Annotated in this window: 22 protein-coding genes; 11 read left to right on the plus strand and 11 right to left on the minus strand. The window is 60.5% G+C overall.

Translation table 11 applies throughout. The features are described 5' to 3' along the window. The 4 genes from IVA95_RS03150 to IVA95_RS03165 all read right to left on the minus strand — a co-directional run bounded on the left by IVA95_RS03150 (position 1) and on the right by IVA95_RS03165 (position 3785). Positions 1-1005, minus strand: coding sequence for a YVTN family beta-propeller repeat protein (locus IVA95_RS03150; RefSeq protein WP_247509168.1), 1005 nt, complete (start codon positions 1003-1005; stop codon positions 1-3). Further along, positions 990-2171: an ABC transporter substrate-binding protein gene (locus IVA95_RS03155; protein WP_247509169.1), complete on the minus strand. Its 1182-nt coding sequence runs from the start codon at positions 2169-2171 to the stop codon at positions 990-992. The genes IVA95_RS03150 and IVA95_RS03155 overlap by 16 nt, the downstream gene beginning before the upstream one ends. 115 nt (positions 2172-2286) lie before the next feature. Then, on the minus strand, positions 2287-3132 hold the full coding sequence (fghA, locus tag IVA95_RS03160; RefSeq protein ID WP_247509170.1) for an S-formylglutathione hydrolase: 846 nt from the start codon (positions 3130-3132) through the stop codon (positions 2287-2289). Further along, a complete protein-coding gene (locus IVA95_RS03165; RefSeq protein WP_247509171.1) occupies positions 3129-3785 on the minus strand; it encodes a response regulator transcription factor in 657 nt (218 codons plus the stop codon). The genes fghA and IVA95_RS03165 overlap by 4 nt, the downstream gene beginning before the upstream one ends. Positions 3786-3952: 167 nt before the next feature. On the opposite strand from IVA95_RS03165, the gene IVA95_RS03170 reads away from it, so the two are divergent. After that, positions 3953-5305, plus strand: coding sequence for a histidine kinase (locus tag IVA95_RS03170; protein ID WP_247509172.1), 1353 nt, complete (start codon positions 3953-3955; stop codon positions 5303-5305). 402 nt (positions 5306-5707) lie between these two features. Then, entirely contained in the window at positions 5708-7894 is a 2187-nt protein-coding gene (locus IVA95_RS03175; RefSeq protein ID WP_247509173.1) for a TonB-dependent receptor, read from the plus strand. A gap of 78 nt (positions 7895-7972) precedes the next feature. Here the strand turns inward: IVA95_RS03175 and IVA95_RS03180 are convergent, their stop codons facing one another. After that, positions 7973-8941, minus strand: coding sequence for a helix-turn-helix domain-containing protein (locus tag IVA95_RS03180; RefSeq protein ID WP_213252304.1), 969 nt, complete (start codon positions 8939-8941; stop codon positions 7973-7975). 416 nt (positions 8942-9357) lie between these two features. Here IVA95_RS03180 and xoxF5 point away from each other — a divergent pair, with 416 nt between their 5' ends. The 5 genes from xoxF5 to IVA95_RS03205 all read left to right on the plus strand — a co-directional run bounded on the left by xoxF5 (position 9358) and on the right by IVA95_RS03205 (position 15139). After that, positions 9358-11163 carry a lanthanide-dependent methanol dehydrogenase XoxF5 gene (xoxF5, locus tag IVA95_RS03185; RefSeq protein ID WP_247509174.1) on the plus strand — a complete coding sequence of 602 codons (1806 nt, stop codon included), beginning with the start codon at positions 9358-9360 and terminating at the stop codon, positions 11161-11163. Positions 11164-11277: 114 nt separating this feature from the next. Beyond that, entirely contained in the window at positions 11278-11739 is a 462-nt protein-coding gene (locus IVA95_RS03190) for a c-type cytochrome, methanol metabolism-related (RefSeq protein WP_247509189.1), read from the plus strand. Positions 11740-11811: 72 nt separating this feature from the next. Continuing rightward, positions 11812-12918, plus strand: a complete 1107-nt coding sequence (locus tag IVA95_RS03195; protein WP_247509175.1) for an S-(hydroxymethyl)glutathione dehydrogenase/class III alcohol dehydrogenase — start codon at positions 11812-11814, stop codon at positions 12916-12918. A 34-nt stretch (positions 12919-12952) separates the two neighbouring features. Then, on the plus strand, positions 12953-13516 hold the full coding sequence (gfa, locus tag IVA95_RS03200) for an S-(hydroxymethyl)glutathione synthase (protein WP_247509176.1): 564 nt from the start codon (positions 12953-12955) through the stop codon (positions 13514-13516). A 432-nt stretch (positions 13517-13948) separates the two neighbouring features. Continuing rightward, complete coding sequence (locus IVA95_RS03205) at positions 13949-15139, plus strand: fumarylacetoacetate hydrolase family protein (RefSeq protein ID WP_247509177.1); 1191 nt, start codon at positions 13949-13951, stop codon at positions 15137-15139. On the opposite strand, the gene IVA95_RS03210 is transcribed toward IVA95_RS03205, so the two are convergent. From IVA95_RS03210 to IVA95_RS03230, 5 genes are read right to left on the minus strand one after another with little or no spacing between them, the layout of a single operon-like run. Next, positions 15136-15513, minus strand: coding sequence for a hypothetical protein (locus IVA95_RS03210; protein ID WP_247509178.1), 378 nt, complete (start codon positions 15511-15513; stop codon positions 15136-15138). The genes IVA95_RS03205 and IVA95_RS03210 overlap by 4 nt on opposite strands. Further along, positions 15510-18032: a cytochrome c oxidase subunit I gene (gene ctaD, locus IVA95_RS03215; RefSeq protein ID WP_247509179.1), complete on the minus strand. Its 2523-nt coding sequence runs from the start codon at positions 18030-18032 to the stop codon at positions 15510-15512. Before ctaD ends, IVA95_RS03210 begins: the two co-directional genes overlap by 4 nt. After that, positions 18033-19037 carry a cytochrome c oxidase subunit II gene (gene coxB, locus IVA95_RS03220; RefSeq protein WP_346657975.1) on the minus strand — a complete coding sequence of 335 codons (1005 nt, stop codon included), beginning with the start codon at positions 19035-19037 and terminating at the stop codon, positions 18033-18035. It abuts the gene before it with no gap. After that, the gene (locus IVA95_RS03225) at positions 19034-20164 is read right to left on the minus strand and encodes a c-type cytochrome (protein ID WP_346657974.1); all 1131 of its coding nucleotides are present in this window, start codon (positions 20162-20164) and stop codon (positions 19034-19036) included. Before IVA95_RS03225 ends, coxB begins: the two co-directional genes overlap by 4 nt. Before the next feature lie 2 nt (positions 20165-20166). Beyond that, the gene (locus IVA95_RS03230; RefSeq protein WP_247509180.1) at positions 20167-20820 is read right to left on the minus strand and encodes a cytochrome c oxidase assembly protein; all 654 of its coding nucleotides are present in this window, start codon (positions 20818-20820) and stop codon (positions 20167-20169) included. A gap of 184 nt (positions 20821-21004) precedes the next feature. On the opposite strand from IVA95_RS03230, the gene IVA95_RS03235 reads away from it, so the two are divergent. Together IVA95_RS03235 and IVA95_RS03240 are read left to right on the plus strand one after the other, a co-directional pair. After that, positions 21005-21427 (plus strand): DUF6766 family protein, encoded by a 423-nt coding sequence (locus IVA95_RS03235; RefSeq protein ID WP_213252294.1) that lies wholly within the window; start codon positions 21005-21007, stop codon positions 21425-21427. A gap of 176 nt (positions 21428-21603) precedes the next feature. After that, positions 21604-22773, plus strand: coding sequence for a Gfo/Idh/MocA family oxidoreductase (locus IVA95_RS03240; protein ID WP_247509181.1), 1170 nt, complete (start codon positions 21604-21606; stop codon positions 22771-22773). A 229-nt stretch (positions 22774-23002) separates the two neighbouring features. On the opposite strand, the gene IVA95_RS03245 is transcribed toward IVA95_RS03240, so the two are convergent. Beyond that, positions 23003-24313 (minus strand): ABC transporter substrate-binding protein, encoded by a 1311-nt coding sequence (locus tag IVA95_RS03245; RefSeq protein WP_247509182.1) that lies wholly within the window; start codon positions 24311-24313, stop codon positions 23003-23005. Between the two features lie 427 nt (positions 24314-24740). Between IVA95_RS03245 and IVA95_RS03250 the strand changes: the two genes are divergently transcribed. Continuing rightward, positions 24741-25334: a Rieske 2Fe-2S domain-containing protein gene (locus IVA95_RS03250; protein WP_247509192.1), complete on the plus strand. Its 594-nt coding sequence runs from the start codon at positions 24741-24743 to the stop codon at positions 25332-25334. A gap of 52 nt (positions 25335-25386) precedes the next feature. After that, positions 25387-25791 (plus strand): PQQ-binding-like beta-propeller repeat protein (locus IVA95_RS03255; protein WP_247509183.1); only part of this gene is annotated, 405 nt, incomplete at its 3' end.

Here is a 25791-nt window from a genome sequence, read left to right on the forward strand (position 1 = left end):
TCATGGTTGCGCAATCGTGATACCCCAGGGCAGTTCGCCGACTTGAATTGTCTTGATGACCTTCTGCGCGGCAACGTCGATCACCGAGACATCGTTCGATACGCCATTGGTGACCATCAGATATTTTTCGTCCGGGGTGAATGCCACGTGCCAGACACGCTGACCCACGAGCAGATATTTGGTGACCTTGTGGCTGGTGGCATCGACGACCGCGATGCGATTAGCTGGGCCGAGCGCGACGAAAGCGGTCTTGCCATCCTTGGTCATGCCGATGCCGACCGGCTGGATGGCTTCGCTCCGCAAGCCGGGAATTTCGAATGTAATCTTCTTCATCACCTCCCGTTTGACCGGGTCGATAACCGAAATGGTGCCGCCGATCTCCGACGATACCCACACTTCCGAATTGTCACGCTTGAACTCGGCGAAGCGCGGGCGCGCATCGACCAGAACGTTGGCGACGATCTGGCGCGTCGTGGTGTCGATGAAATGCGCCATGTTGGTCGTTTCGGACGTATTGATTAGGATCTTGCCGTCCGGGCTGATCGCCATGCCCTCGGGCTCGACACCGACCTGGATTTCGCCGAGACGGGCGCGCTTCTCCACATCGATGATGGTCACCGTGTTGTCGTTTTCGTTGGCGACGTAGAGGATCTTGCCGTCAGCATCGAGGGCGAACAGTTCGGGGTCCGGGCCGGAGGGCAGGGTGTCGACTACTTCCTGCTTGGCAACGTCGATGACCTGAATGCTGTCGTCGTCGCCAACCGCCACGAACACAAATTTGCCGTCCCTGGTGAATTCGATGCCGCGTGGCCGCTGGCCAACCTTGATGGTCTTGGTAACGGTCCAACTGTTCGTATCGATCACCGATACGGTGTTGCTCTTCTCGTTGGATACATAAGCGATGAAGGCCGATGCGGGCGTCGCCGCCGCTAGCCATCCAGCCACCCCGAAAAGCAGGCAATGACGCCACATATGCAATCCATCCTCCTTCAATTCAACCTGCATTTGGTTTCCGGTCGATCAAAGCCAAGCGTGTCGAGCTCGGAGACCTGGTGGAGGAATCCCTCCTGCGGAGAAACCGAGACCACCATGCGTCCATCGACCAGCAGGATCGGCTGGCGAAGCTGCAAATTCCAGTCCCGCAGCGTCAACCGCCGGCCTTTGAACGCAGCAACGGAAAAGTCTTTCCCTCTAAGAAAATCCGACACCGCCTTTGGGTCGCCGGACTTCGTGCGCGATGCAGCTTCACCGACCATGCGTGCTGCCGTCCAGGCCTGCATGTCCAATGCGCTCATGTGTCGCGAGTTCAGTTTGGCAAATCGGTTCTGAATCTGGATCGCGCCCCACTGATCTTGCGCGGCGTGCCAACTTGTCGGAACAAGGCCCGCCGAGCCGGCAACCGGGCGCGGATCCCAGGTGCGATAGGGCAGGTAGGACGCGAACACCTCGCTTTCGTCGGCTGCCACGAGGATGTCATAGGTCGGTGCTTGCTGGGTGAATACCGGAATTTGCCGTTGGATCAGGGTGACGCCGCTGTCTGTGCGGCGCGCGCCGCCGGTATCTTCAAATGTTCGCTCCTGAACGATCTTGGCGCCAAAGCGCGTGGCCGCGCGCCGCAGTGCGTCGGCGTAGAGCTTGTCCTGATCATGCGAGCCGACCACAAGCAACCAGCGCTTCCATTGCTTCCACACCAGATATTGCGCGAGCGCATCCGCAAGCATCGAGCGCGTCGGCGCGACATGGATCACGTTGGCGCGACAATCCTGCTCGCGCAGGCGATCGTCGATTGCTCCGGCGTTCAATAGCAACGTCCCACGTTCGCGGAGCGCGTTGGCGGCCTTCAGCAGGTCGTCCGCCGGAAGATCGGCAATGATGAAGCCGGTGCGCTCGGCAAGCGCCGCCGCCGCCTTCGCGACGTCCTCATCGTCCTTGAGCCGAACTTCTTCCAGCGTGAAGCGCTGATTGAGGAACTTGCCCGTGGTGTTGTTGTCCTCGATGGCAAGGCGTGCGCCGGCAAGCCCGTCGTTCTCCGCCGGCAGTTCGACGAGGGACAATTTCGCCTTGATGCCGGCGCGGCCAAGATAGCCGACGCCGATCTCGATAGGGGCGGCCGCGAGCACGGAGGTAGCTGCAATGCTCAAGCCGATCGCAGCGACCAAGCATCGGATCATAGTTCCTCCCTGACAGGCCTTTTCACGCCGCCGCGTGGAAAGCCTTTGGCTTGAACCATGACCGAATTGTTTTGGCTTGCAACCCAATTCTCCGTTGGGGCGGCATCACGCCGTTTCAGCCCTTCAGGCGCGCGGCGTGCCAACGCAGATGATCGGCCATGAACGTGGAGATAAAGTAGTAGCTGTGGTCATAGCCGGGCTGTCGGCGCAAGGTGAGGGGGATTTTGGCTTTCTCGCATGCGCTTTGCAGCAGCTCCGGGCGGAGCTGTTCGGTCAGAAACTGGTCGGCATCGCCATAGTCGACCAGCAGATCGGATAATCTGGCGCCGTCCTCGATCAGCGCTACCGCATCGTGCTTGCGCCATGCTTGCCGATCGGTGCCGAGATAACCGCCGAGCGCCTTGATACCCCATGGCACCTGCGAGGGTGCGACAATCGGCGCAAAGGCACTGGCAGCGCGGTAACGGCCGGGATGGCGCAAAGCGATCGTCAGTGCGCCGTGGCCGCCCATGGAATGGCCAAGAATGGATTGCCGGCTTGCGTCGACTGGAAAGTTTTCGGCAACCAGTTTTGGCAGTTCCTCCGTGACATAGCTCCACATGCGGTAATTGCGGGCGAACGGCTCCTGCGTCGCATCGACATAGAAGCCGGCGCCAAGCCCGAAATCGTAGGCATTGGCGGGATCGCCCGGCACGCCTTCGCCGCGCGGGCTGGTGTCGGGCGCAACGAAGATCAGGCCAAGTTCGGCGCAGGCGCTGCGGAATTCGCCCTTTTCCGTCACGTTGGCGTGGGTGCAGGTCAGGCCCGAGAGATACCAGACGACCGGCGGCCTGGTGCCGGCGGCGTGCGGGGGCACATACACCGAGAAGGTCATGTCGGCTCGCGTTTCGCGGCTGGCGTGCCGGTAGACGCCTTGCGTTCCGCCATATGCCTTGTTCAGTGAAACCGTCTGCATGCTCATGGTCTTGCTACTCCGGCGCCGTGCGGCACGCTTACGCCAATGCCACTTTCGATTGCCAGCCGCACCAGTTCGGCGGAAGTTCGCACGCCGAGCTTTTGGCGCATGATCGACGAGGTGTTGGCAACGGTTTTGTAGGAGGAATGAACCAGCCACGCGATCTCGGAAAGACTCTTGCCCGCGCTGAGCAGGCGCAGGATCTCCATTTCCCGCGAAGTGAGTTTTGCAAGCGGGCTGCGAGCGAAAGCGGGTCCGGCGAATGCAATGCTTCGCGCCATCGCGGAGGGCAGGTAGACGCCGCCTTTGCCGACCTCACGGATGGCCTCGACGAGATCCTGCGGATCGCCCGTCTTCGCGACATAGCCCTTGGCGCCGATTTCAATGGCGCGCGCGGCGAAGACCGGATCGTCGTTCATGCTGAACATGATGATTCGTGCCGACGCAGTGCGCGCAAGAATGCGCCGCGCCAGTTCGAACCCCGAGACGGTCGGAAGGTTGATATCGATCACGCAGATGTCGGGGCGCTCAGTGACGAATACGCGTTCGCCGCTCTCCGCGTCGGCGGCCTCCAGCAGCACGACCTCCGGTTCGTCGGCAAATACGGTGCGACAGCCCGAAGCAACGATGGGATGATCGTCGACGATCAGAACACGCATTGCATCGATCCTCGATAGCTGCTTCGGTCCCTTGCTGCATCGCGTCAGGCTGGCTTGTCATGCATCGCCCGCGAGATTGCTGTACGCTTCAATCTGATCGTCCGTTTTTTGACTGTCAACGGTCCTCTCGACGGGGGACAGATTGCGACGCGATTGGGGCAAACCTCATGTGGCAGAAATTATCGTTGCGTGGGCGGATTAATTTGCTGCTGGCGCTGGGTCTCACGCTTGGCTTGGCCATCAACATCGCGCGGCTGGTGGTGGAGGCGGGGCCCCGTGTCCGGGCGGAAGATCAAAGCGTCATCCGGCTGGCGCGTGAGTTCGTGGAGACGATCGTTCCCGGCCTGAATGAGGCGGCCGATCCGGAGGCGCGGCTGAACCAGATCGTCCACGACCTCAGCAGGCTCCGTCACGTCAGTATCACACGGCAGGGCGATGCAACCGTGGCCGAGCGCCCGGGCGATGGCGGCGACGAACGATCGCCGCCGGCATGGTTTATCGCGCTCGTGCATCCGGAAACGACCACCGTGAGCGTACCAATCACGATCCACGGAAAGCCGCAGTCGCTCCTGATCACTTCGCATCCGAACGACGAAATGGCCGAAATCTGGGACGGAATCGTTACCCAGCTAGCGGTTAGTTCCGCGCTCGCCATCGCGCTCTTTATGGTTACGATAGTCGTGGTTGGCCGCGCGCTGGCGCCGCTGCAGGCGCTTTCGCAGACCATGGCAAGCATCGAGGCCGGCCACTATGGATCACGCGTCGAGCCCGGCGGCACGCCCGAACTGGCGGCGATCTGTGCCAAGCTGAACCATCTCGCGGGCGCTCTTGGCGAAGCTGTCGAAGACAAGCGGCGGCTCGCCGAACGCACGGTCTCGCTGCAGGATATGGAACGCAAGGAGATTGCGCGCGAGCTGCATGATGAGTTTGGGCCCTATCTCTTTACGCTGCGCGCCCACGCTGGCGCCCTGATGCGGCTAGCGGAAGACGGGCGCACGCCGAGCGCGGATGCGTTACGCAAGCATGGCACCGCCATCATGGAGCAGATCAACGCGCTCCAGCAATTCAACCGCAGGATACTGGAAAAGCTGCGGCCTGTTGGACTTGCAGAGCTTGGACTTCGCGAGGCGCTCGGCGTGCTCTTGCGTTTGTGGCGTGAGTCCCGTCCCGACGTTGCCATTGAGGCGAACATTGCCTGCGCGCCGGGCGAGACCGGAGAAGTCGCGGACTTGACGATCTATCGTACCGTCCAGGAAGCCCTGACAAACGCCTTCCGCCACGCCGACGCGACCGCCGTCAGCGTCACGGTGGAACAGGCCGCAGGAATGCACGGAAGTCGCGCCTGCGCCTTGGTGCGCGTCAGCGACAACGGCCGCGGTTTGGCACCGGATCACAAGCTGGGTTTCGGCTTGATCGGCATGCGCGAGAGAATACTGGCGCTGGGCGGTACGCTGAATGTCGTCTCCGGCAACGGGGGCCTCACGGTAGAAGCGATCGTTCCCCATGGATCGCACCATTGATGGATGGCGAATCGGGAAATTTTCCCGATCTCTTCGGGAAGGAAGGCATTTAGGGAACCCGACCTTTTGCGGCTAGCGCGTGTCGATGTCTTCTCACTAGTATCGTCTGCATCGAACCGGCATCGCCAATTCGCCGGAGTGTAGTGGGGTGGGGACATGGGCGCACGCGTACTGGTGATCGGGGCAATCTCACTATGCCTGGTTCCAGGAATCGACCGTGCCGAGGCCCAAACCGCATCTGGCGAGAGTGAGGTGTTGCCCGCCATCGAGGTAGTCGCCCCGACGACATCAGCCAGACCAGCGGCCAGACCAGCCCGCGGCAGTACCGCACCTCGACCCACCCGAAATGTGCGCAGGGTCTATATTTACCCGACCGCGCCTACGCCGACGGCACGATCGGGAATGGATGTCGATAAGGTGCCGGCAGCGATCAATGCGGTTGGAGCCGGGCAGATTGCGCGCACGGGCTCGCTGAACATCGCAGATACATTACAGCAACAGGTGCCGGGTATCGTCCTAAGTGACACGACCGGAAATCCCTTTATGCCTGATGTACAGTTTCGAGGTTTCGTTGCATCGCCAGTGGCGGGCACGCCTCAGGGACTGGCAGTTTACCAGAACGGGGTGCGCATCAACGAGGCGTTCGGCGACACCGTCAACTGGGATCTGATTCCGACAGCCGCAATCAGGTCGGTCACCGTCGTGACCAATAACCCGGCATTCGGCCTCAACGCGCTCGGCGGAGCCGTCAACGTACTGATGAAGGACGGTTTCAGCTATCAAGGTGCCGAAATCAACACGATGGGCGGCTCGTTCGGGCGCATCCAGAGCTCGGCGCAGTATGGCAAGCAGATCGACAATTTTTCCGTCTATGCCGCGCTCGAAGGCGTGCGTGACAACGGCTATCGCAATTTTTCGGAGTCGGCGATTCGCCGTTTTTACGGGGACGTCGGCTACCGAACCGATAGCAGTGAATTTCACCTCAACGTGGGCGTTGCCAAGAACAATTTCGGCGCCGCGGCGGCGGTGCCGGTCGAACTGCTGCAGAGGTATTGGGGGGCGACCTATACGACACCGCAGACCACGGACAATCGCGTTGCCTACGCCAATTTGACCGGAAAGGTCGAGGTGACGCCGACCTGGACGATCGAAGGCTCGGCGCGCGTCCGCGCCTTCCGGCAGAAGACGGTGGACGGAAACCCGACCGAGACGGAGCGATGTGCCGCCGACCCCGGGCTACTTTGCTTCAACGACGATGACGTGCCGGCAAGGGGCCTTAACGGCGTCCAGCTTGCAAATCTGTTCCCCGACACTGCAGTGCTGGGGCAGATCGATCGGACCACAACCCGTTCGACGACGACAGGGGCGACCCTGCAGGCAACCAACACCGACCAGCTGTTCGGCCACAACAATCAGTTCATGATTGGCACCAGTTTTGATTCTGGCGTCACCCGCTTCGGAGCCAGCGCGGAACTGGGCACGATCGGCTCGAACTACGTCGTCAGCGGCAGCGGCATATTCCTCGGCCCGTCCGGTGAGCCGGTATCCATCGGCCCGGTCTCGCTCCGCGCCACCAACCGGTACACCGGCGTCTATGCGCTCGACACGTTCGACGTCACGGACGCGTTCTCTATCTCGGGCGGCGGCCGGTTCAACTATGCAAACATCGTCCTTCAGGATCAGATCGGCACCGCGCTCAACGGCAATCATACCTTCAGCCGCTTCAATCCGATGATCGGCGGCACCTACAAGATTACGCCGGAACTGACGGCCTATGCCGGCTATTCCGAAGCCAATCGCGCACCGACGCCGCTGGAACTCGCATGCGCCGACCCCGCGCGCCCCTGTCTCATCGCGGCCTTCCTGATCGCGGACCCGCCGCTGAAGCAGGTTGTATCCCGCACTGTTGAGGCCGGTCTGCGCGGTACCAAGGAGCTGAATATCGGAACGCTCGGGTGGAAGGTCGGCGCGTTCCGCGCGACGAATGCCGATGACATTCTGGCGATTCCCAGTCCGGAGTTTCAGGGGTTTGGCTATTTCCAGAACGTGGGCAGGACGCGGCGCCAGGGCATTGAGGCTCAGGTCAATCTGACGTCGAAGACGCTGCAACTTTATGCCAGCTATGCCCTCGTAGATGCGCGCTTTCTCGACGCCCTGCAGATCGGCTCCAATAGCCCGTTCGCCGTTGACGGTGTAGTCCAGGTCCTGCCGGGCAATCGAATTCCGGCGATACCTCGCAACCGGGTCAAGGTTGGCATCGACTACTGGGTCACCGACGCCTTCAAGGTCGGGGGCGATGCGTTGTTCGTCGGCAGCCAGTATTTTGTCGGCGATGAATCCAATCAGGCGGCGAGATTGCCAGGCTATTCGGTTTTCAACCTGCACGCCTCGTATCAGATCAACAAGACGTTTCAGATCTACGGCCGCATCGACAATATCCTGGATAATCGCTATGCGACTTACGGGACGTTCTTCGAGACCGGAGACGTACCGAATTTCACCAACGGCGGCGTGGATTTCACCGACCCTCGCACGGTGAGCCCGGCGCGGCCGCGCGTCTTTTACGCGGGCCTGAAGGCAACTTTCTAGAGAACGGGAGGCGTAAAGGCGGCTCAGCGATGATTCGCGGCAGAGCGTTCAGCTTGCCGCGCCACCGGGACGTTCTCGTCAGGAAGCATCCGTCGCCGGATCGACGCAGTGCGCCTTGTGGATCGCGGACGGAACGAAGCCAAAATGCTTCCGGAACACGCGGCTGAAGTGCGACGAACTCGAAAAGCCCCACGAAAATGCGACATCCGTGATCGTCTTTCCGTTCTGGGTCTCCAGCTCCTGTCGGCAGTGCAGCAGTCTCGCCCGCCAGATGTAATCGCTGACGGTCATGCCCTTGTCGCTGAACAGCATGTGCAGATAGCGCTTGGTGCAGCCCAATGCTGCCGAGATCTGGTCGATGCAAAGATCCGGGTCGCGCAAATGTTCCCGGATGAAGGCCTGCGCGCGAATGTACATCGCTTCGGGACCGACGCGGTCGAACATCGTGTCGGCCTCTCGCAGCGGCAACAGCAAGAGATCGATGAGCGAATCGGCGACGCCGATGGCGTTGTGCGGCGACAGTCTCTTTGCTTCATCAAACGCGGTGTGCACGAAGTCGTAGGCGATGCGGCCAGTGCCGTTGCGCGCGGAGAGCTTGCAAGGCAACATCTTCGCCGTGCGGAAGCCGCGTTCGTGAAGCAGCTCCTTGGGGACGATCACGACCTCGTGCCGCGTCAGCGAGGGGCTGACGATCGTGTGCGGACAGGAGACGTCATAGGCAAGACAATCGCCAGGCATGATGTCGATGCGACGGCCGTTCTGTTCGAAATGCGAGATGCCGTAGGTTTGGAACAGTATCTTGACGTAGGGATGTTCGCTCAGCTTTGTGCCCGAGACCGTGTGCGCGATACGATGCTGGCTGGCCTCGATCTGACAGAGTTTGAGCTGCGAGACGGTCGTGTAATTTATCCGCCCCTCCAGCGAGGAACCTTCCAGCGGATCGACGTCAAACTGGCCACATAGATCGGTCAGTGCATCTGACCAAGTTTGGATCTGCTTCTTTGGTGCCAACCCGGAAGTGCTGAGTGAACGGACTGTGTCAGACATTGCCCAGCCACCGATTTGAGAACAGGCTGCAACCTTCGCCGAGGCGTCGGTCAAATGGTTGCGACATTTGGACCCAATTTAGGCAGTCGTGAGGGAAGTCGCGCAGATTCTTCCCAATATCCCTTTGACAATCCTCCAACTTAGTTTCGGCGGCGTCAAGGGAAACCTAGACCGAGAGTCGCGCAGGAAAGACCGGGGGAACACGCCCACGGCATGACGCTTCGCAGCATCACGGCAGAGCCGAAACCGCGCGCCAGGGCGAAATTTAAAAAAATTAATTGGGTTCGCTATTGAGCAAACGCGCTTCGCTCTTGGGCAAGTTTCCCATTTCCGGACGGGATAGGAATAGGGACCAATAATGGAAGAATGGGCCGTTTCGGCGGAAACCCAAAACCCGTATCTTGGAGGAAACCACTATGCGCAAGGTGCTATCCGCAGCCTGTCTTGGCGCTATGGCGACATTCGTTGTCGGCGTCGCATACGCCAACGAAGAACTGATCAAGATGTCGCAGAACCCAAAGGATTGGGTGCAGCCGGCCGGCGACTACGCCAATACACGCTACTCGAAGCTTAACCAGATCAACGCGTCCAATGCCGGCAAGCTGCAGGTCGCATGGACCTTCTCGACCGGCGTGCTGCGCGGCCATGAAGGCGGGCCGCTCATCATCGGCAACATGATGTACGTCCATACGCCGTTCCCCAACAAGGTCTATGCTCTTGACCTTTCGCAGGATAACAAGATCGTCTGGAAGTACGAGCCGAAGCAGGATCCGAACGTGATTCCGGTGATGTGCTGCGACACGGTGAACCGCGGCGTAGCCTATGGCGACGGCAAGATCTTGCTGCACCAGGCCGACACCACGCTGGTCGCCCTCGATGCCAAGACCGGCAAGGTGGAGTGGACCACAAAGAACGGCGACCCCGCCAAGGGTGAGACGGGCACTTCTTCGCCGCTGGTCGTCAAGGACAAGGTTCTAATCGGTATCTCGGGAGGCGAGTTCGGCGTGCATTGCCACGTTACGGCTTACGACCTCAAGAGCGGCAAGCAGGTCTGGCGCGCCTACTCGGAGGGGCCGGACGATATGATCAAGGTTGATCCCGTGAAGACCACCGAGCTCGGCAAGCCAGTCGGCAAGGACTCGAGCCTCAAGACCTGGCAGGGCGACCAGTGGAAGATTGGTGGCGGCTGCACATGGGGCTGGATGTCCTATGATCCCAGCCTGAACCTCGTCTACTACGGTTCGGGAAATCCCTCGACCTGGAATCCGAAACAGCGTCCCGGCGACAACAAATGGTCGATGACCATCTTCGCGCGTAATGCCGATGACGGAATGGCCAAGTGGGTCTATCAGATGACGCCTCACGACGAATGGGACTATGACGGCGTCAACGAAATGATCCTTACCGATCAGCCGTTCAATGGCCAGCCTCGCAAGCTGCTGACCCATTTCGACCGCAACGGGCTCGCCTATACGATGGATCGCGAAAGCGGCGAACTGCTGGTGGCCGAGAAGTACGACCCGAAGGTCAACTGGACCACCGGCGTCGACATGAACAAGAACTCGCCTACCTACGGCCGACCGAAGGTGGTCGACCAGTACTCGACGGACAAGGCTGGTGAGGACGTAAACGTCAAGGGTATCTGCCCGGCGGCGCTCGGTACCAAGGATCAGCAACCGGCGGCTTACTCGCCCGATACGCAGATGTTCTACGTGCCGACCAACCACGTCTGCATGGACTATGAGCCGTTCAAGGTGAGCTACACGGCGGGTCAGCCCTATGTGGGCGCGACGCTCTCGATGTATCCGCCTCCCGGCGAAACCCACATGGGCAACTTCATCGCTTGGGACAACAAGACCGGCAAGATCCTGTGGTCGAACAAGGAGCCGTTCTCGGTCTGGTCGGGTGCGCTAGCGACCGCTGGTGGTGTGGTGTTCTACGGAACGCTCGAAGGCTACCTGAAGGCGGTCGACGCCAAGACGGGTAAGGAGCTGTACAAGTTCAAGACTCCGTCCGGCATCATCGGCAACGTCACGACCTATGAGCAGGGCGGCAGGCAGTATGTGGCCGTGTTGTCCGGCGTCGGCGGCTGGGCGGGTATAGGCCTTGCTGCAGGTCTGACTGATCCGACTGCGGGTCTTGGTGCCGTCGGCGGCTATGCCGCGCTGAGCAACTATACCGCGCTAGGCGGCACGCTCACCGTGTTCGCGCTGCCGCAGTAAAACAGGACCACCTCGTCCGGCGCGTGGCTCGCTCCACGCGCCGGCTCGTCTGCATCGAAGATCAAGGATGAGCTCTTGCGTAAAATTTGGTTGATTGCGGCCACTCTCACGTTCGTGGCGCCGGGAACAGTTGCCTTCGCTGCGGATGATGCTGCCGCGATTAAGTCTGAGGACGGCAAGTATTTCGATAAGGAAGGAAATCCGACGTACAAAGTCGGGGCCGACGGCACGGTCGATTGGTACACCTATTCCGGATACCGTCGCTATCATTCCGAATGCCACGTCTGCCATGGTCCTGACGCGATGGGGTCGACCTATGCGCCGGCATTGCAGGAGTCGCTGAAGACGATGAGCTACGGCGACTTCGTCGGAGTCGTCGCGAGCGGCCGCAAGAACGGTAACTCCGTCATGCCGGCCCTCGGCGATAATCCGAATGTCGCCTGCTACATGGACGATCTTTATGTGTATCTGCGTGCCCGCGCCCATGACGCCGTCGGGCGCGTCCGCCCTGCGAAGAAGGAAGACAAACCCGAGGCGTACACCGAGACAGAAAAGTCCTGCATGGGAAGCAAATGATCATGCCGAACATGCGAGGTGCAGTCTTGGTACATCCGTGCGGCGATTTGAAGAGCTAAGGTGGAGTTTACGATGAAGACCCGCGCTGCTGTTGCATTCGAAGCCAAGAAGCCGCTTGAAATTGTCGAGGTCGACCTGGAAGGCCCGAAGGCCGGCGAGGTCCTCGTCGAAATCAAGGCCACAGGAATCTGCCACACCGACGCCTACACGCTCGACGGATTCGACAGCGAGGGAATCTTTCCTTCGATTCTCGGTCATGAGGGTGCAGGCGTTGTCCGCGAAGTCGGGCCGGGCGTGACGTCGGTCAAGGCCGGCGATCATGTGATTCCGCTCTACACGCCGGAATGTCGCCAGTGCAAAAGCTGCCTGAGTGGCAAGACCAATCTTTGTACGGCCATTCGCGCGACGCAGGGCAAGGGCGTGATGCCGGACGGCACCTCGCGCTTCAGCTATCAGGGCAAGCCGATCTTTCACTACATGGGCTGCTCGACATTTTCGAACTTTACCGTGCTGCCGGAAATCGCGGTGGCAAAAATTCGCGAGGACGCGCCCTTCGACAAGAGCTGTTACATCGGTTGCGGGGTGACGACGGGCGTTGGCGCCGTGGTCAATACCGCCAAGGTGACCCCGGGCGCCAACGTCGTCGTGTTCGGTCTCGGCGGCATCGGGCTCAACGTCATCCAGGGTGCGAAGATGGTGGGCGCCGACAAGATCGTCGGCGTCGACGTCAACGATTCCAAGGAGGATTGGGGCCGCCGTTTCGGCATGACCCATTTCGTCAACCCGACCAAGGTCAGCGATATCGTCCAGCATCTGGTTGGGCTCACCGACGGCGGCGCCGACTACACCTTCGACTGCACCGGAAACACCGGCGTGATGCGACAGGCGCTTGAAGCGTGCCACCGCGGCTGGGGCGTCTCGGTCATTATCGGGGTCGCTGAGGCCGGCAAGGAAATCGCCACCCGGCCGTTCCAACTCGTGACCGGCCGCGTCTGGAAGGGCACGGCGTTTGGCGGCGCGCGCGGCCGCACGGATGTGCCGAAAATCGTCGACTGGTACATGAACGGAAAGATCGAGATCGATCCGATGATCACCCACGTCCTCAAGTTGGAGGAGATCAACAAGGGATTCGACCTCATGCACGAAGGCAAGTCGATCCGTTCGGTTGTCGTGTTCTGAATCGGGGAACTTCAAACACAAGGAGGATAGGCCTATGACTGTTCATATTCACCCATCGATTGACAGCGGCGTAAAGCAGGGGACGGGCAATTTCGCCGGTGGCACCCTGGTCTGCAAATGCGCGGACAGGCCGGTCAAGGTTGCCATCAAGGGCGACGTGGCCCACAACCACGCCTGCGGCTGCACCAAATGCTGGAAGCCCGCGGGGGCGATCTTCTCTGTTGTCGCCGTGGTCCCGCGCGACAATGTGAAAGTCATCGAGAACGGCGACAAGCTGCAGATCGTCGACTCGGCGGCGGCGATTCAGCGTTACGCTTGCCAGGCTTGCGGGACGCATATGTACGGCCGGATCGAGAACACGGGGCATCCGTTCTACGGCCTCGACTTCATCCATCCCGAGCTGTTCCAGGAAGGCGGGTGGGCAGCTCCGGGGTTTGCGGCGTTCGTGTCGTCCGTGCTGGAGTCCGGCGTCCAACCGAGCGAGATGGACGGCATCAGAGCCCGGCTGAAGGAACTCGGACTGGAGCCGTATGATTGCCTGTCGCCGCCCTTGATGGATGCGATCTCAAGCCACGTGGCCAAGTCCAAGGCTGCTTGAACAAACCGGCTTGGAGCGGGCACCAGCCTGAGCTCGCACGATTACCAAAGTTGCGCTGAGGGCGGTCGTAGTCAGCGCAACCGCGCTCTGAGCGTACGGCGAGGCGGTCCCATGTCCTTTCCGTTGGGCCGACAGATGAGTAGGCCTGCCGGCCGCTAGTCTTCAGCGATCGGGCCGGCGGTGCGTTCCGCGCCTAATTCCCAGACATCGGAGCCCTTCGAAGTCTTCGCGCAGTCGCCATGCCGCCATGGTTGTTTCAGGGCGTGCAATCGGCTGCACTTGACCGATCGTCTGATTTTGCATGCTGCGGTGCGGTGGGATGTCATGGCGGCCGCGATGCTGGGGACGGACATTCCCGGGAGGTGTTGACCCATTGAGCGGTTCCCTTCTAAGGACGGTGCTGACCGCATAGATGTCGCGAGGATCCCCACGATGCCGATCGTCACCGACGCCGCCTTCATTCTGCCCGACGATTTCGCCGGTGCCGCGCTGATGGGGCGCGTCTGGCGTCCCGATCTTGCCGGCCCGTCGGTGGTCGCGATCCGCCAGGACGGCGTGTTCGACATTACCGAGGACTTCCCTACTGCCAGCCAGCTTGCCGCCGCTGCCGATCCGGCCCAGGCGCTGCGCGCCGCGCGTGGCGAGCGGGTCGGCACACTGCAGGATCTCCTAGACAACACGCCGCCTGACACCCGCGATCCGACCAGGCCATGGCTGCTCGCCCCGATCGATCTGCAGGTGATCAAGGCCGCCGGCGTCACGTTCGCCGTGTCGATGCTGGAGCGGGTGATCGAGGAGCGGGCGCGCGGCAATCCGGATTCGGCCGAGGCGATCCGGGCCGAGGTGACGCGGATCGTCGGTACCGACCTGTCGCAACTGAAGCCGGGCTCGGCCGAAGCGCAGCATGTGAAGGACGTGCTGGTTTCCCAGAACGCCTGGAGCCAGTATCTTGAGGTCGGCATCGGGCCGGACGCCGAGGTGTTTACCAAGGCGCCCGTGCTGTCGGCGGTCGGTACTTGCGTGGATGCGGGCCTGCATCCGAAATCGACCTGGAATAATCCGGAGCCGGAGGTGGTGCTGGTGGTGGCGAACGATGGCCGCATCGTTGGCGCCACGCTCGGCAACGATGTCAATCTGCGCGACTTCGAGGGACGTTCGGCGCTGCTCCTGTCCAAGGCCAAGGACAATAACGCGTCCTGCGCCATCGGGCCGTTCGTGCGATTTTTCGACGCGAGCTTCACGCTCGACGATGTCAGGAAGATGGAGATCTCGCTGGAGGTAAAAGGGCCGGAGGGCTTCGTGCTGCACGGCACATCCTCGCTGACCCAGATCAGCCGCGACCCGGCGGACATTGTCGGGCAGACGATCAACGAGAACCATCAATATCCCGATGGCTTTGTGCTGTTCCTCGGCACGATGTTCGCGCCGATCCAGGATCGCGCGGCGAAGGGGCAGGGGTTCACCCATGTGGAAGGCGATCTGGTGACGGTCGCCACGCCGAAACTTGGTCGGCTGACCAACCGGATGCGTCACAGCGGCGATTGCGAGCCCTGGCAGTTCGGCTTGGCCGATCTCTTCGCCGCATTGATGCGCCGTAAGGGCGCCGGCCGAAGCAGCAACTAGCCGACGGAAGCAAGTTCGGAATCTAATGCGCAAGTGGGCAGGAAGATAGCCGGCAGGATCGTCCACGCGATCCCAAGAAGCGAAAGCAGAATCAGAAGGTGTGATACGCCAAGCAGGAACCGAGAGCTGCCGGGGCTCTGGGCATGCCGGGTATTACCGCGATGGAGCGTCCATGCTGTCAGGAGGAGGGCGGTTAAGGCTGCGGCAGTGGCGAGAGCAATCGTCCAGGCCATCATGGTAGCGACCGCGGCCGCTGGTCCAATGCAGATCAGCGCTTCGGCGGCGTAGACGATGGTCAGATGCACAAACCAGATAAGGAGCGGCGCAAGCACCTGCAGAAGATTGCCAAGAGATGGCTTGAAAGTGTGGCTCATCCCGCAAGCCTCGGAAATCCGTGCACGAGGAGAAGCCCCAGCAGGCCTTGGCCGACCGTGTAGTGATATAGCAGACCCAGATTGTCGAAGACCACGCGTCGTTTTCGATCAAGACGGCCAGCGAAGCTCCGCGCAATCGCAAATCCCGTCATGGCCAGAACCGCAAGGGTTAACTGCCCCTGCAGGAAGGCAGCCATATAGACCATCGCCCCATGCGCATCGGATTCCGGGCGCAGCCCGGCCCGCCATTGCGCGAACACGTCGATCACCAGCGCGGCGGTAAGCGCGGCCGCGGCGAGACCGGCAAACCCTACGAAGGCGCCACTGCTGCGAGACCTTCCGGGTAAAGCACGTCGGGCGATTTCCAGGATCGCACTGCCAAAAACAAGCAGCAAAGCCGATAAGACAGGGTATGCGATCGGTGCAAGCGCTGAAAGCCTCGGCCAAACCTGTGGTGAGACAGTCCACAAATAGAGGTAGGAAAACACATAAGAGAGATAGAGCGAACCGGCGACCAATAACAGGACGATCATCGCCCACCAGGCATGCGACAATGAACCAGTTGCATAGATTGGGAGCTTGAGGTTCGCTCCGATATCGACGGGTGGCAGCGGCTTCAGGTCGCTACCCCACATCCACGCGACCGTCATCGCAATTCCGAGCAGCCCGCAGATCAGCGCAAGCACCACCGCCTTGACGGTGAGCAGCATAAAGAAAGCCGCAGTGAGCACCGCCGCCAAAAGCGGCGTCCAGCCCGGGCCGGGAAGGCGAAGCAAGTATTGCGGCGTCGCATCGAAGGGCGAGGTGACGATGGTTTCGCGCAGACCGGTGATCGAACCGGGCAAGAAGTGCCGTCCGTCTTCGACCTCCCTGGCTAGCTGCGGATGATGCCACAGCGGGTCTGCACTGGTTACGGTCGGAATGCTGCGGAGCCCATAGACATTATTGGGCAGCCACTCGAGGGTTGCTCCTCCCCAAATATTGCCCGCTGGTTTCGACATGGCGGGACGCAGGTTGCGAATTAAGTCGACCAGAAACATGGCAATGCCGACGGCCAACAGAAAGGCGCCGATCGTGGAGATCATGTTCAGCACGTCCCATTGCATAACTGCCGGATATGTATAGACGCGCCGCGGCATCCCCATCAGGCCGGTGAGGTGCATCGGAAAGAACGCGACGTTGAAGCCGGCGAACATCAGCCAGAAGATCCACTTTCCAAGTCGCTCGGATAGTGCCAGACGGCTAAATGCCGGCGCCCAGTAGTAAAATGCGCCGAACAGCGGAAACACCACTCCGCCGACCAGCACGTAATGGAAATGTGCGACAACGAAATAGGTGTCGTGCGCCTGCCAGTCGAACGGGACCATCGCGACCATTACGCCAGTGAGGCCGCCGAGGCTGAAAATGAAGAGGAAGCCCAGCACGAACAGGGACGGCGTTGTCCACCGTAAGCGGCCAGACGCGATTGTCGCGATCCATGCGAAAACCTGAATGCCACTTGGTAACGCCACCGCCATACTGGCGGCCGAAAAGAAACTAAGCGACAGCGCCGGAATTCCGGTGGTGAACATGTGGTGGACCCACAGGCCGAAGCTGAAGAAGCCGGTTGCGATCAGCGCCACGACGATAAGCCGATAGCCCACAAGTGGCGTACCGCACATGGTCGGCACGATCATCGACACCATGCCGGCAGCCGGCAGGAAAATGATGTATACTTCCGGATGTCCGAAGAACCAGAAAAGATGCTGCCAGAGCAACGCATCGCCGCCCCTCGCGGCGATGAAGAAAGGCCAATTGAACGCGCGTTCCAGTTCGAGCAGCAGCGTGGCAAGGATCACGGCCGGGAATGCGAAGACGATCATGCCGGCGAAGATCAGCATCGTCCACGCAAATATCGGTATCTGGTCAAGCCTCATGCCGGGTGCGCGGGTACGCAGCACGCCGACGATGATTTCTATTGCACCGGCGATCGCTGAGATCTCGATAAAACCAATACCCAGGAGCCAGAAGTCCGCCCCCGGTCCGGGCGAGAACTGCGAACTGGTCAGCGGCGGATACATGAACCAGCCGCCCGTTGGCGCGAGGTCGAAGAACAACGTGCTGAAGAAGATCAGACCGCCGACCAGATAGGCCCAGAACGCGTAAGCGCCGAGTCGCGGAAAAGGCAGGTCGCGCGCACCGAGCATCTGGGGAAGCAAAAGTATGCCCATTGCCTCGACGACGGGGACGGCGAACAGAAACATCATCACGGTGCCATGCATCGTGAAGATCTGATTGTAGGTGTCCTGGCTGAGGAAGGTATTGCTGGGCACCGCGAGCTGAAGGCGCATCAGCAGTGCGAGGATGCCCGCCAACAGGAAGAACAGCACAGCAGTACCGGCATAAAAAAGGCCGATCACGGTGTTGTTGACGTCAGTGACGATCCGCCAGCCTCTAGGCATAGCCCATATTGCTTCGAGCTGAGCCAATTCCTCGCTTGGCCGAGGTAGTGTGTTTGGGTAGGAGGTTGCGTCAGCCATCTAGTCTGCTGCCTTGAGGCTCAGAAGGTAGGAAGCAAGCGCCTCCAGTTGCTGTGGCTGCAGGACACGAAACTCAGGCATCAAGTTTCCGGGCTTGACGTGCTGGCCATCGACAATGAAGCGCATCAGGTTTTCGCGGGTCAGCGGCAGGGTATCGATGCCGACTGAGCGTCTCGCGCCGATATGCGTCAGATCCGGACCGACCGAGCCTGCGGCAGCGGTGCCGCGCACCGTGTGACATGCGCCGCAGCCGGCTGCGAGGAAGATCGATCTTCCGTGCAAGCCGATGTCGGTCTCAGGCGTCGCGGGCACCGTCGCCGCACGCTCGAACCAGGCCGCATAATCGGATGAAGACATGGCGATCACGTCCATCGCCATGAGGGCATGAGGCCCGCCGCAATACTCGGCGCATTGTCCGCGATAGACCCCCGGCCGATCGACAGTGAGCTGCAACTGAGTTGTGCGCCCCGGGATCATGTCGACCTTTCCACCAAGGCTCGGCACCCAGAAACTGTGAATGACGTCAGCGGCCCTGAGTTTCAATGTGACCGGAGATCCAACCGGAATACGAATTTCATTGGCGCTGGCAATCTGTGGACCAGTAGGAGCGTGGTACATGACGCGCCACCACCATTGCTCTCCGACCACCTCGATGCTGATGGTGTTGCCGCCTTGAGGCAGGTTGAGGTGCGAACGCGTCACCCAAACGCCATAGACCAGAAGCACCGTCAGCGTCACGGCAGGAAAGGCAATGCCGAGCCAGATCACAGTGCTCTCTCGCGCCAGCGCTTGGCGTATTCGCAATGATCCGCGGACGGCGAGCGATAACGTCACGATCACGAGGACGAGCACGAATGTCCCGAACCCGAACAGAAACCAGGCTAATTCAGCTAGCTGCACTGCCTGGAGACTGTTCGGATTCATCACCGATTGAACATCGCTGGTACATCCGCCGAGAAGCATAGAGGCGCCGAGCAGGTACCAGCATGGTCGGGCCGGTATCATTGATTCTCTTCTTTGGAAATTGACGCGCTTATCGATGCAAAATAGGCCGCGACATCGTCGATCTGCTGCTCGTTTAGAGACCGGGCGATAGGCGCCATGATCGCATCGGTTGCTGAGGGGGATGTAATTCCCTTCTTCCAATTCCGCAGCCTATTGACGATGTAGGCGGCATGCTGTTCCGAAAGACGCGGATACGCGTTGAGCGCTGAGGCGCTGTGACAATCCATGCATGGGGGAATTCTTGCATTCGGATCCCCCCGCGTCGCGAGTTCGCGCCCACGCTCGACGGCCGTAACGTTCTCCAATCGGTTCGGCGCGCCCGGTCGCGCAAGCGTCGCATAGTAGCGTGCTACCCGCTCGCGTTCGGCGGGGGACAGTCCGCTTGCCACCGGCTGCATGATGCCGCTCGCGCGACGGCCCGCGGCAAAGTCTTCCAGCGCCGCAATCAGAAACTCGGCGGGCTGGCCGTGCAGCACCGGTACCAGGTGGCTTTTCGGTCCGCGGCGGTCCGCACCATGACAGCGCGCGCAGGCGCTCATCGCCCCCGAGGTATCCTCAGTGGTGGCGATCTCCCTCCCAATCTGCGGTCGAATTGACAACCCGCCAAGCGCCAGTTCGCGATAGCCGGCCGCATCAAGGGTGGGAAGTCGCTTGAGAAATGCGACCACCGCCCATACTTCGTCGTCGCGCTGCGGCGCGACCCAAGCCGGCATGCCGGTGTACTTGATGCCATGTTTGACAATCCAGAACAGCTCCCGATCGCGCCAATCCGGCACCGCCTTCGAAAGGTCAGGTGGAGGAGGCAACATGCTTTGTGCGATCGGGTCGATCGGAACGCCTGGTGCGCCGTGGCAATAGGCGCATCCATCGTGGAAATGAGCGGCGCCGAGTGTCGAGAGGTCGTTGCTGTAGGTTTGCGGAGCCTCGATGCCAAGCGAATGTGTCTTTACGGAATTACGCATTCCGAATGTAAGGATGGCGTTGGTCAGCGCGAAGTGGCCTCGACTTGCTGCAACGCTGTAAAGACCGGACCATGCGAAGAGAAAGCCGCCGAGCGCGATTGCAACCAGGCCATAGAGAATGAAACGGATGGTTCGTATCAGGCGTGGGCGTGAAACCAGGGACATCGCTAATGGCCGATGAGGAGCCTGCCGTCCGGCATGGAAGCCGCCGATGTTTCCGCGCGTGTTATTAACTGCACGGTGATGATCACGGCCGCGACCAGATAGCTCATTGGACAGGCCGTGATCATGAGCAGGCCGGCTAGATGTTGATCCTCCAGCGCGTGAAACAATGAGAAATGTTCAGGAGCGTCACCAAGATGGCCCGCGACCCCATAGAGTGTTCTCGGCGCGAAGATGAGCAGCGCCGCAAGCAGACATGTCAGTTTTCCAGTAAGCAGGAGCGCCGGAATTGTCTGCCACCGCGATGCGGCGGAAGTTGTCAGCAGGGACAACCAGAAGAAGAGCGCAGCTAGCAATAACGTTGCGTGGAACGTCAACCCAGCCCCCGGAGACCGGAGGAGAAGGTCATAGACCGCGGGGGAATGCCACGTCCAGAGCAGAACAATCTGAAGGAAAGTCGCGGTCCAAAGCCAAAACGGTCGGGTGCCGCCGATGTGCCGGCGAGTAACGATCAGCGCGGCGACTGAGGGCGCGATGATATTCATCGACGCGATGTGCAGCACCATATGGGTCGAGAAATGACCCAGATCGTAAACCAAAAGCACCGCCGCCCCAGTCAAGAGAACGGCAGTAGCGCTCGCGTTGGCGGGACTGGTCATCCGGACGTTCAACGGTCTGGCTTATCGCCCTCAACGGGCACCAAACATCAAGTCTAAGTTCCCAAAGATGTTCCCTGCGCGCGGCGTCGCCCGGCGCAGCAGTGCACCTAAGGGAACTTACGGAACAAATCAGCATTGAAGGATGAGGCGTTCATGGCTCGCAGACGCGAAGCAGGAGCATGATATGGCTCGGAGATCGATCTGGACGCGGTACGGGTTCGCCTGGGTTACTGGGGCTTTATTTCTGATCACGCTGACCGGTCACTGGATATTCGGCTGGTATGCCTACGCGAACGAGCAGCTTGCTCTCAAGCAGCCAGTCGAAATCAGCGACTACACCATGCAGATGATGCGTGACATGCTGGAGAACTGGCAATCTGAGTTTTTGCAACTGCTTTGGCAGGTGGCCGGTCTGGCCATTTTGTTGCACGTCGGCTCGCCGCAATCCAAGGAGGGCGAGGACCGGATAGAGGCCAAGATCGATGCTATATTGCTTGCTGTGGAGCCGAAGAAGGGCGATACCCTCCTGAAGGAAATCGATGACGAGTATGAAGGGCGTCATACTGACTCCGGCTTTGTACGGAAGCTGGAGCGTCGACATAGCTGAGCCCACCGTCGGCCGGCCGCACGTTCTTGTGCATGTCGTGCTCGCATAGCGGTATTTAGTATCCGTGAGCGCATCAGATGCGGGCCGGCTCATGTGACGCGCCACCCTACGAGAGTGACTCGCCCTAATTCCCTGTTGTACGATCCTGATCAACGACAATCCGGGATGTATCCGCAATGGCGAAAATCAGGATCGGTCTGGCCGGCTGCGGCTTCGTGTCCGAGCTGCACATGCACGCCTATCGGCGCGTTTATGGCGTGGATGTCGAGGTCAGGGCCGTTGCGGCGAGGGGTGATCACGTCCTCGAGTTTGCCAATCGCCATCAGATCCCGACGGTCTATCGCAGCTTTCGCGAGCTGATCGCCGACGGCGAGCTCGATGTGATCGACATCTGCACGCCGCCCAATTTGCACACTGCGATGATTGTCGATGCGATGCAGGCCGGCAAACACGTTATCTGCGAAAAGCCATTCGCCGGCTATTTCGGCCGGGATGGCGACAAAGCGCCGATCGGCAAGCACGTGCCGAAGGCATTAATGTATGGGCGCGTGCTGGACGAAATGGCGCAGACCCGTGCGGCGATCAACAGGACCGGCAAGCTCTTCATGTATGCGGAGGACTGGATTTACGCGCCGGCAGTGACCAAGACCGCCGAGATCCTCAAGGCCACGAAAGACAAAATCCTGTTCATGAAGGGGGAGGAGAGCCACTCCGGCTCGCACGCGGCGCACGCCGCGCAATGGGCGATGACCGGCGGCGGCTCGCTGATCCGGATGGGGTGCCATCCGCTTTCGGCGGTGCTTTATCTTAAACAGGTTGAGGCGAAGGCTCGCGGTGAGACGATTGGCGTTGCGAGCGTCACGTGTGACGTCGGCAATGTGACGGCTATCCTCAAACCGGAGGAGCGTACCTACATCAAGGCCAATCCGGTCGACGTCGAGGATTGGGGCACGCTCACGGTGACCTTCTCCGATGGCACCAAGGCGACGGTGTTTTCCGGCGACATGATCATGGGTGGCGTCCGCAACCTGATCGAGACCTATACCAGCGGCGGCTCGCTATTCGCCAACATCACGCCGAACACGCACATGATGAGCTACCAGACCAGTGAGGAGAAGCTCGCCGGCGTCTACATCACCGAAAAGGTCGACCGCAAGACCGGCTGGCAATATGTCTGCCTCGAGGAGGAATGGACGCGCGGCTATACGCAGGAAATCCAGGACTTCATGGAGTGCGTCGCCAGCGGCCGGCAACCGCTCTCCGATCTGGCGCTGGCGTTTGAGACGATCAAGATCAACTACGCCGGCTATTGGGCGGCTGAGGAGGGACGGCGCGTCACGCTGTGAGCCGTGACGATATGAGGTCGAATATTAGCCGCGAAAGAACGACGCTCCCTCTCCCGCTCTTCGCGGGAGGGGTGGGGTAGGGTGCCGCCGCGAGTCACACTGTTCGTGTGGAGAGAATTTCCCCACCCGTATCGCATCTTTCGAAGCGATACGACCTCCCTAGCAAGGGCTCGCAAGCGGATAGGTGAGACCGCGATCGCGAACAGACTGATTAGATCATTTTCAGCCCTTACGCCGCATAGACCGATGACTTCGGCAGCGGGAACACTGGATCCCGCGTCCTGATGTTGGTGGGCCAGACCACCGAGATATGCTCGCCGGCATTTTGCATCACGACCGGGGTTGAGCGCTCGTTCTGGCCGGAGAGCGGCGTACCGGGCCGATAGAATTTCACGCCGTAGCCCTGGATAGTGCCGCCCGGCGGGATGTCCACGTCGAGTGCTGCCTTGCGAACCGCTTCGGGATCGAAGCCGCCGTATTTTTCCTTCGCCACGGGCAGCACGGTGTTGAGCAGGATCCAGGTCTGGTTGAAACCCATCGAACAATGCGGCGGAACATCGGTCGCGCTGGTTTTCTCTTTGTAGCGCGCGACCATGATCTTGGTGAGATCGCCGATGCCGGGCGCGAGTTTTGCGGGATCGAGCAATTGCGCCGGCACCGGATCGATGTTGCAGAAATTGTCGATGTCCGCGCCGAAGGTCGCGCGCAACTTGTCGAGCTGGCTGTAGCCTGCGCCGGCGCCGAACAGCATCTTGAACTTGAGGCCGTTCTCGCGCGCTTGGCGCAGGAACAGAGTGATGTCCGGATTGTATCCGGCATGGGAAATCACGTCAGCCCTGGCGCGCTTGATCTTGGTCACCAACACCGACAGGTCGGGGGCCGACGCTGAATAGCCTTCCTTGAGCACGACTTGCAGGCCGGCCTCCTTCGCATAGGCTTCGTCGGCCACGGCAACGCCGACCCCGTAAGGGCCGTCCTCGTGAATCAGCGCGACCTTGACGTCCTTGGGCTCCATGCCGAGCTTGGCTTTGGCGTGCTCGCTGATGAAGCTCGCAAAGGCTTGGCCATACTGGTCGGAATGAATCTGTGCGCGGAAGACGTATTGCATGTTCTTGTCCTTGAACACGGCGGTCGAAACCGCAGTCGTGATCCAGAGGATCTTTTTCTGCTGTTCGACCTTGGCCGCGAGCGGGACCGCGTGCGAACTCGCATAGACACCGTTGATGATGTCGATCTTCTCCTGGTCGATCAGGCGATTGGCTTCATTGATCGCCACATCCGGCTTGCTCTGGGAATCGGCAGCGACAGGGGCGACCTTGTACTTGCCGCCGATGCCGCCCTTTTCGTTCACGAGGTCGATAGCAATCTGCGCGCCGATCGAGGAGGCGACCGACCCGCCGGCGGCAAAGGGGCCCGTCAAGTCGTAGATCAGACCGATGCGCACCGTCTCGGCTTGCGCCTGTGCGCGGCTCCAATCGAAACTGAATGCAGCGGCGGCCGCCGCAGAAGTCTTCAGCAGTGTTCTGCGTGAAGTCGGCATCGTGTCCTCCCCTGAATATCGTTATCGCCGGGACTGGTTTTTCCAGTTCTCGGCCAAGTATTTGGAGAATACAGCGAGAAGTCAACCGGCGCACATTCGTCGCTTCAACGTATAAGGCCGCGTACGTCGCGGTCCGTTGATGCCGCTCGCCAGTGGGATGGTGAACTACCTGAGCCGGAAAGTATTTGTGTCGGAAACTGCCCGCTTTGGGCGGCGAGGTTTGCCGATCTCGCGCAGCGTCTGGAACGCGGCATAGTGCAGTTTGCTGCAGTTGCGTCGGACAAACCGCGTGAACTTTTAAAGACGAAGGCCACGCCTAACAAAATTTGTACGCCGCCTCTTTTTGGCCGAGTTCAGCCTTTCAGTTTGTCAAACCATCGCGCATCCGCCATCACTCCATGGCATCAGTGCAGAAAGCGAGACGAAAATGTCATCGCCTTCAGACCAGACTCGGCGCACAATCCTCCTGACCGCCCTCGCAACTGCGGTGCACGCATCGGCGCCTCGATCGGCCGCTGCCGAAGAGGACGCCCCTGGCAGCGACCTGCGACCTCAAAAGGCCGACGTCCTGGTCTTCGCCGAAGGAGATCATGCGGGTGAAGTGATCAAGCCGCAGGATCTAAAACCCGGCGGACCAGCCGTCCGCGCCTGGCCAAAGGATCCCAAAACCTCAGTGGTCCGCAAAGGCTCGCGGTTGAATGAGGTGGTAGTCGTAAAGCTTGATCCAGCCGAACTTGATGACAGCACGCGCCCGCGGTCGGCCGACGGCATCGTTGCGTATTCGGTAATTTGTTCCCATGCCGGGTGCCCCATCACGGCGTGGGGGAAGGCAGCGCAGGGCGACAAGGACGTCCTTAAGTGCGTTTGCCATAATTCCGAGTTCGACCCCCGGCAAAGCGCGCAAGTGGTGTTTGGACCAGCGCCGCGGCGCCTTGCGGCACTTCCCTTGGCGGCAGCCGACGGTTCGCTCACTGTCGTTGGAACATTCATTGGAAAGGTAGGAGCACAGCAAGGAGGGTGACGGCCGCCCGCATCAGATGCCGCACGACTAAACAAACAGGGAGGTAGCGTCTATGACCATGAAGCAATGGCTATTGTCGAGCTTTGTCGCGTCCACGTGCCTGTTTTCAATCGCTGCCATTGCCGGCCCGATTGAGAAATACACCGCGGTGACCGCCGACCGCCTGAAGAACCCGGAACCCGGCAATTGGATGCTCTATCGCCGAACCTATGACGGCCAGGGATACAGCCCGCTCGACCAGATCAACACTTCGAACGTGAAAGACCTGGTGCCGGTGTGGACCTTCTCGACCGGCGTGATTGAAGGGCACGAGGCTCCGCCGATCGTAAACAATGGCGTGATGTTCGTCGCCACCCCGCAGGGCCAGGTGATCGCCCTCAACGCCAAGACAGGCGATGAGTACTGGCGTTACAAACGCCAGCTCCCCGACGATCTCTTTCAGTTGCACCCGACCAAC

The organism is Bradyrhizobium sp. 157, assembly GCF_023073815.1.
Taxonomy (GTDB): Bacteria; Pseudomonadota; Alphaproteobacteria; order Rhizobiales; family Xanthobacteraceae; genus Bradyrhizobium.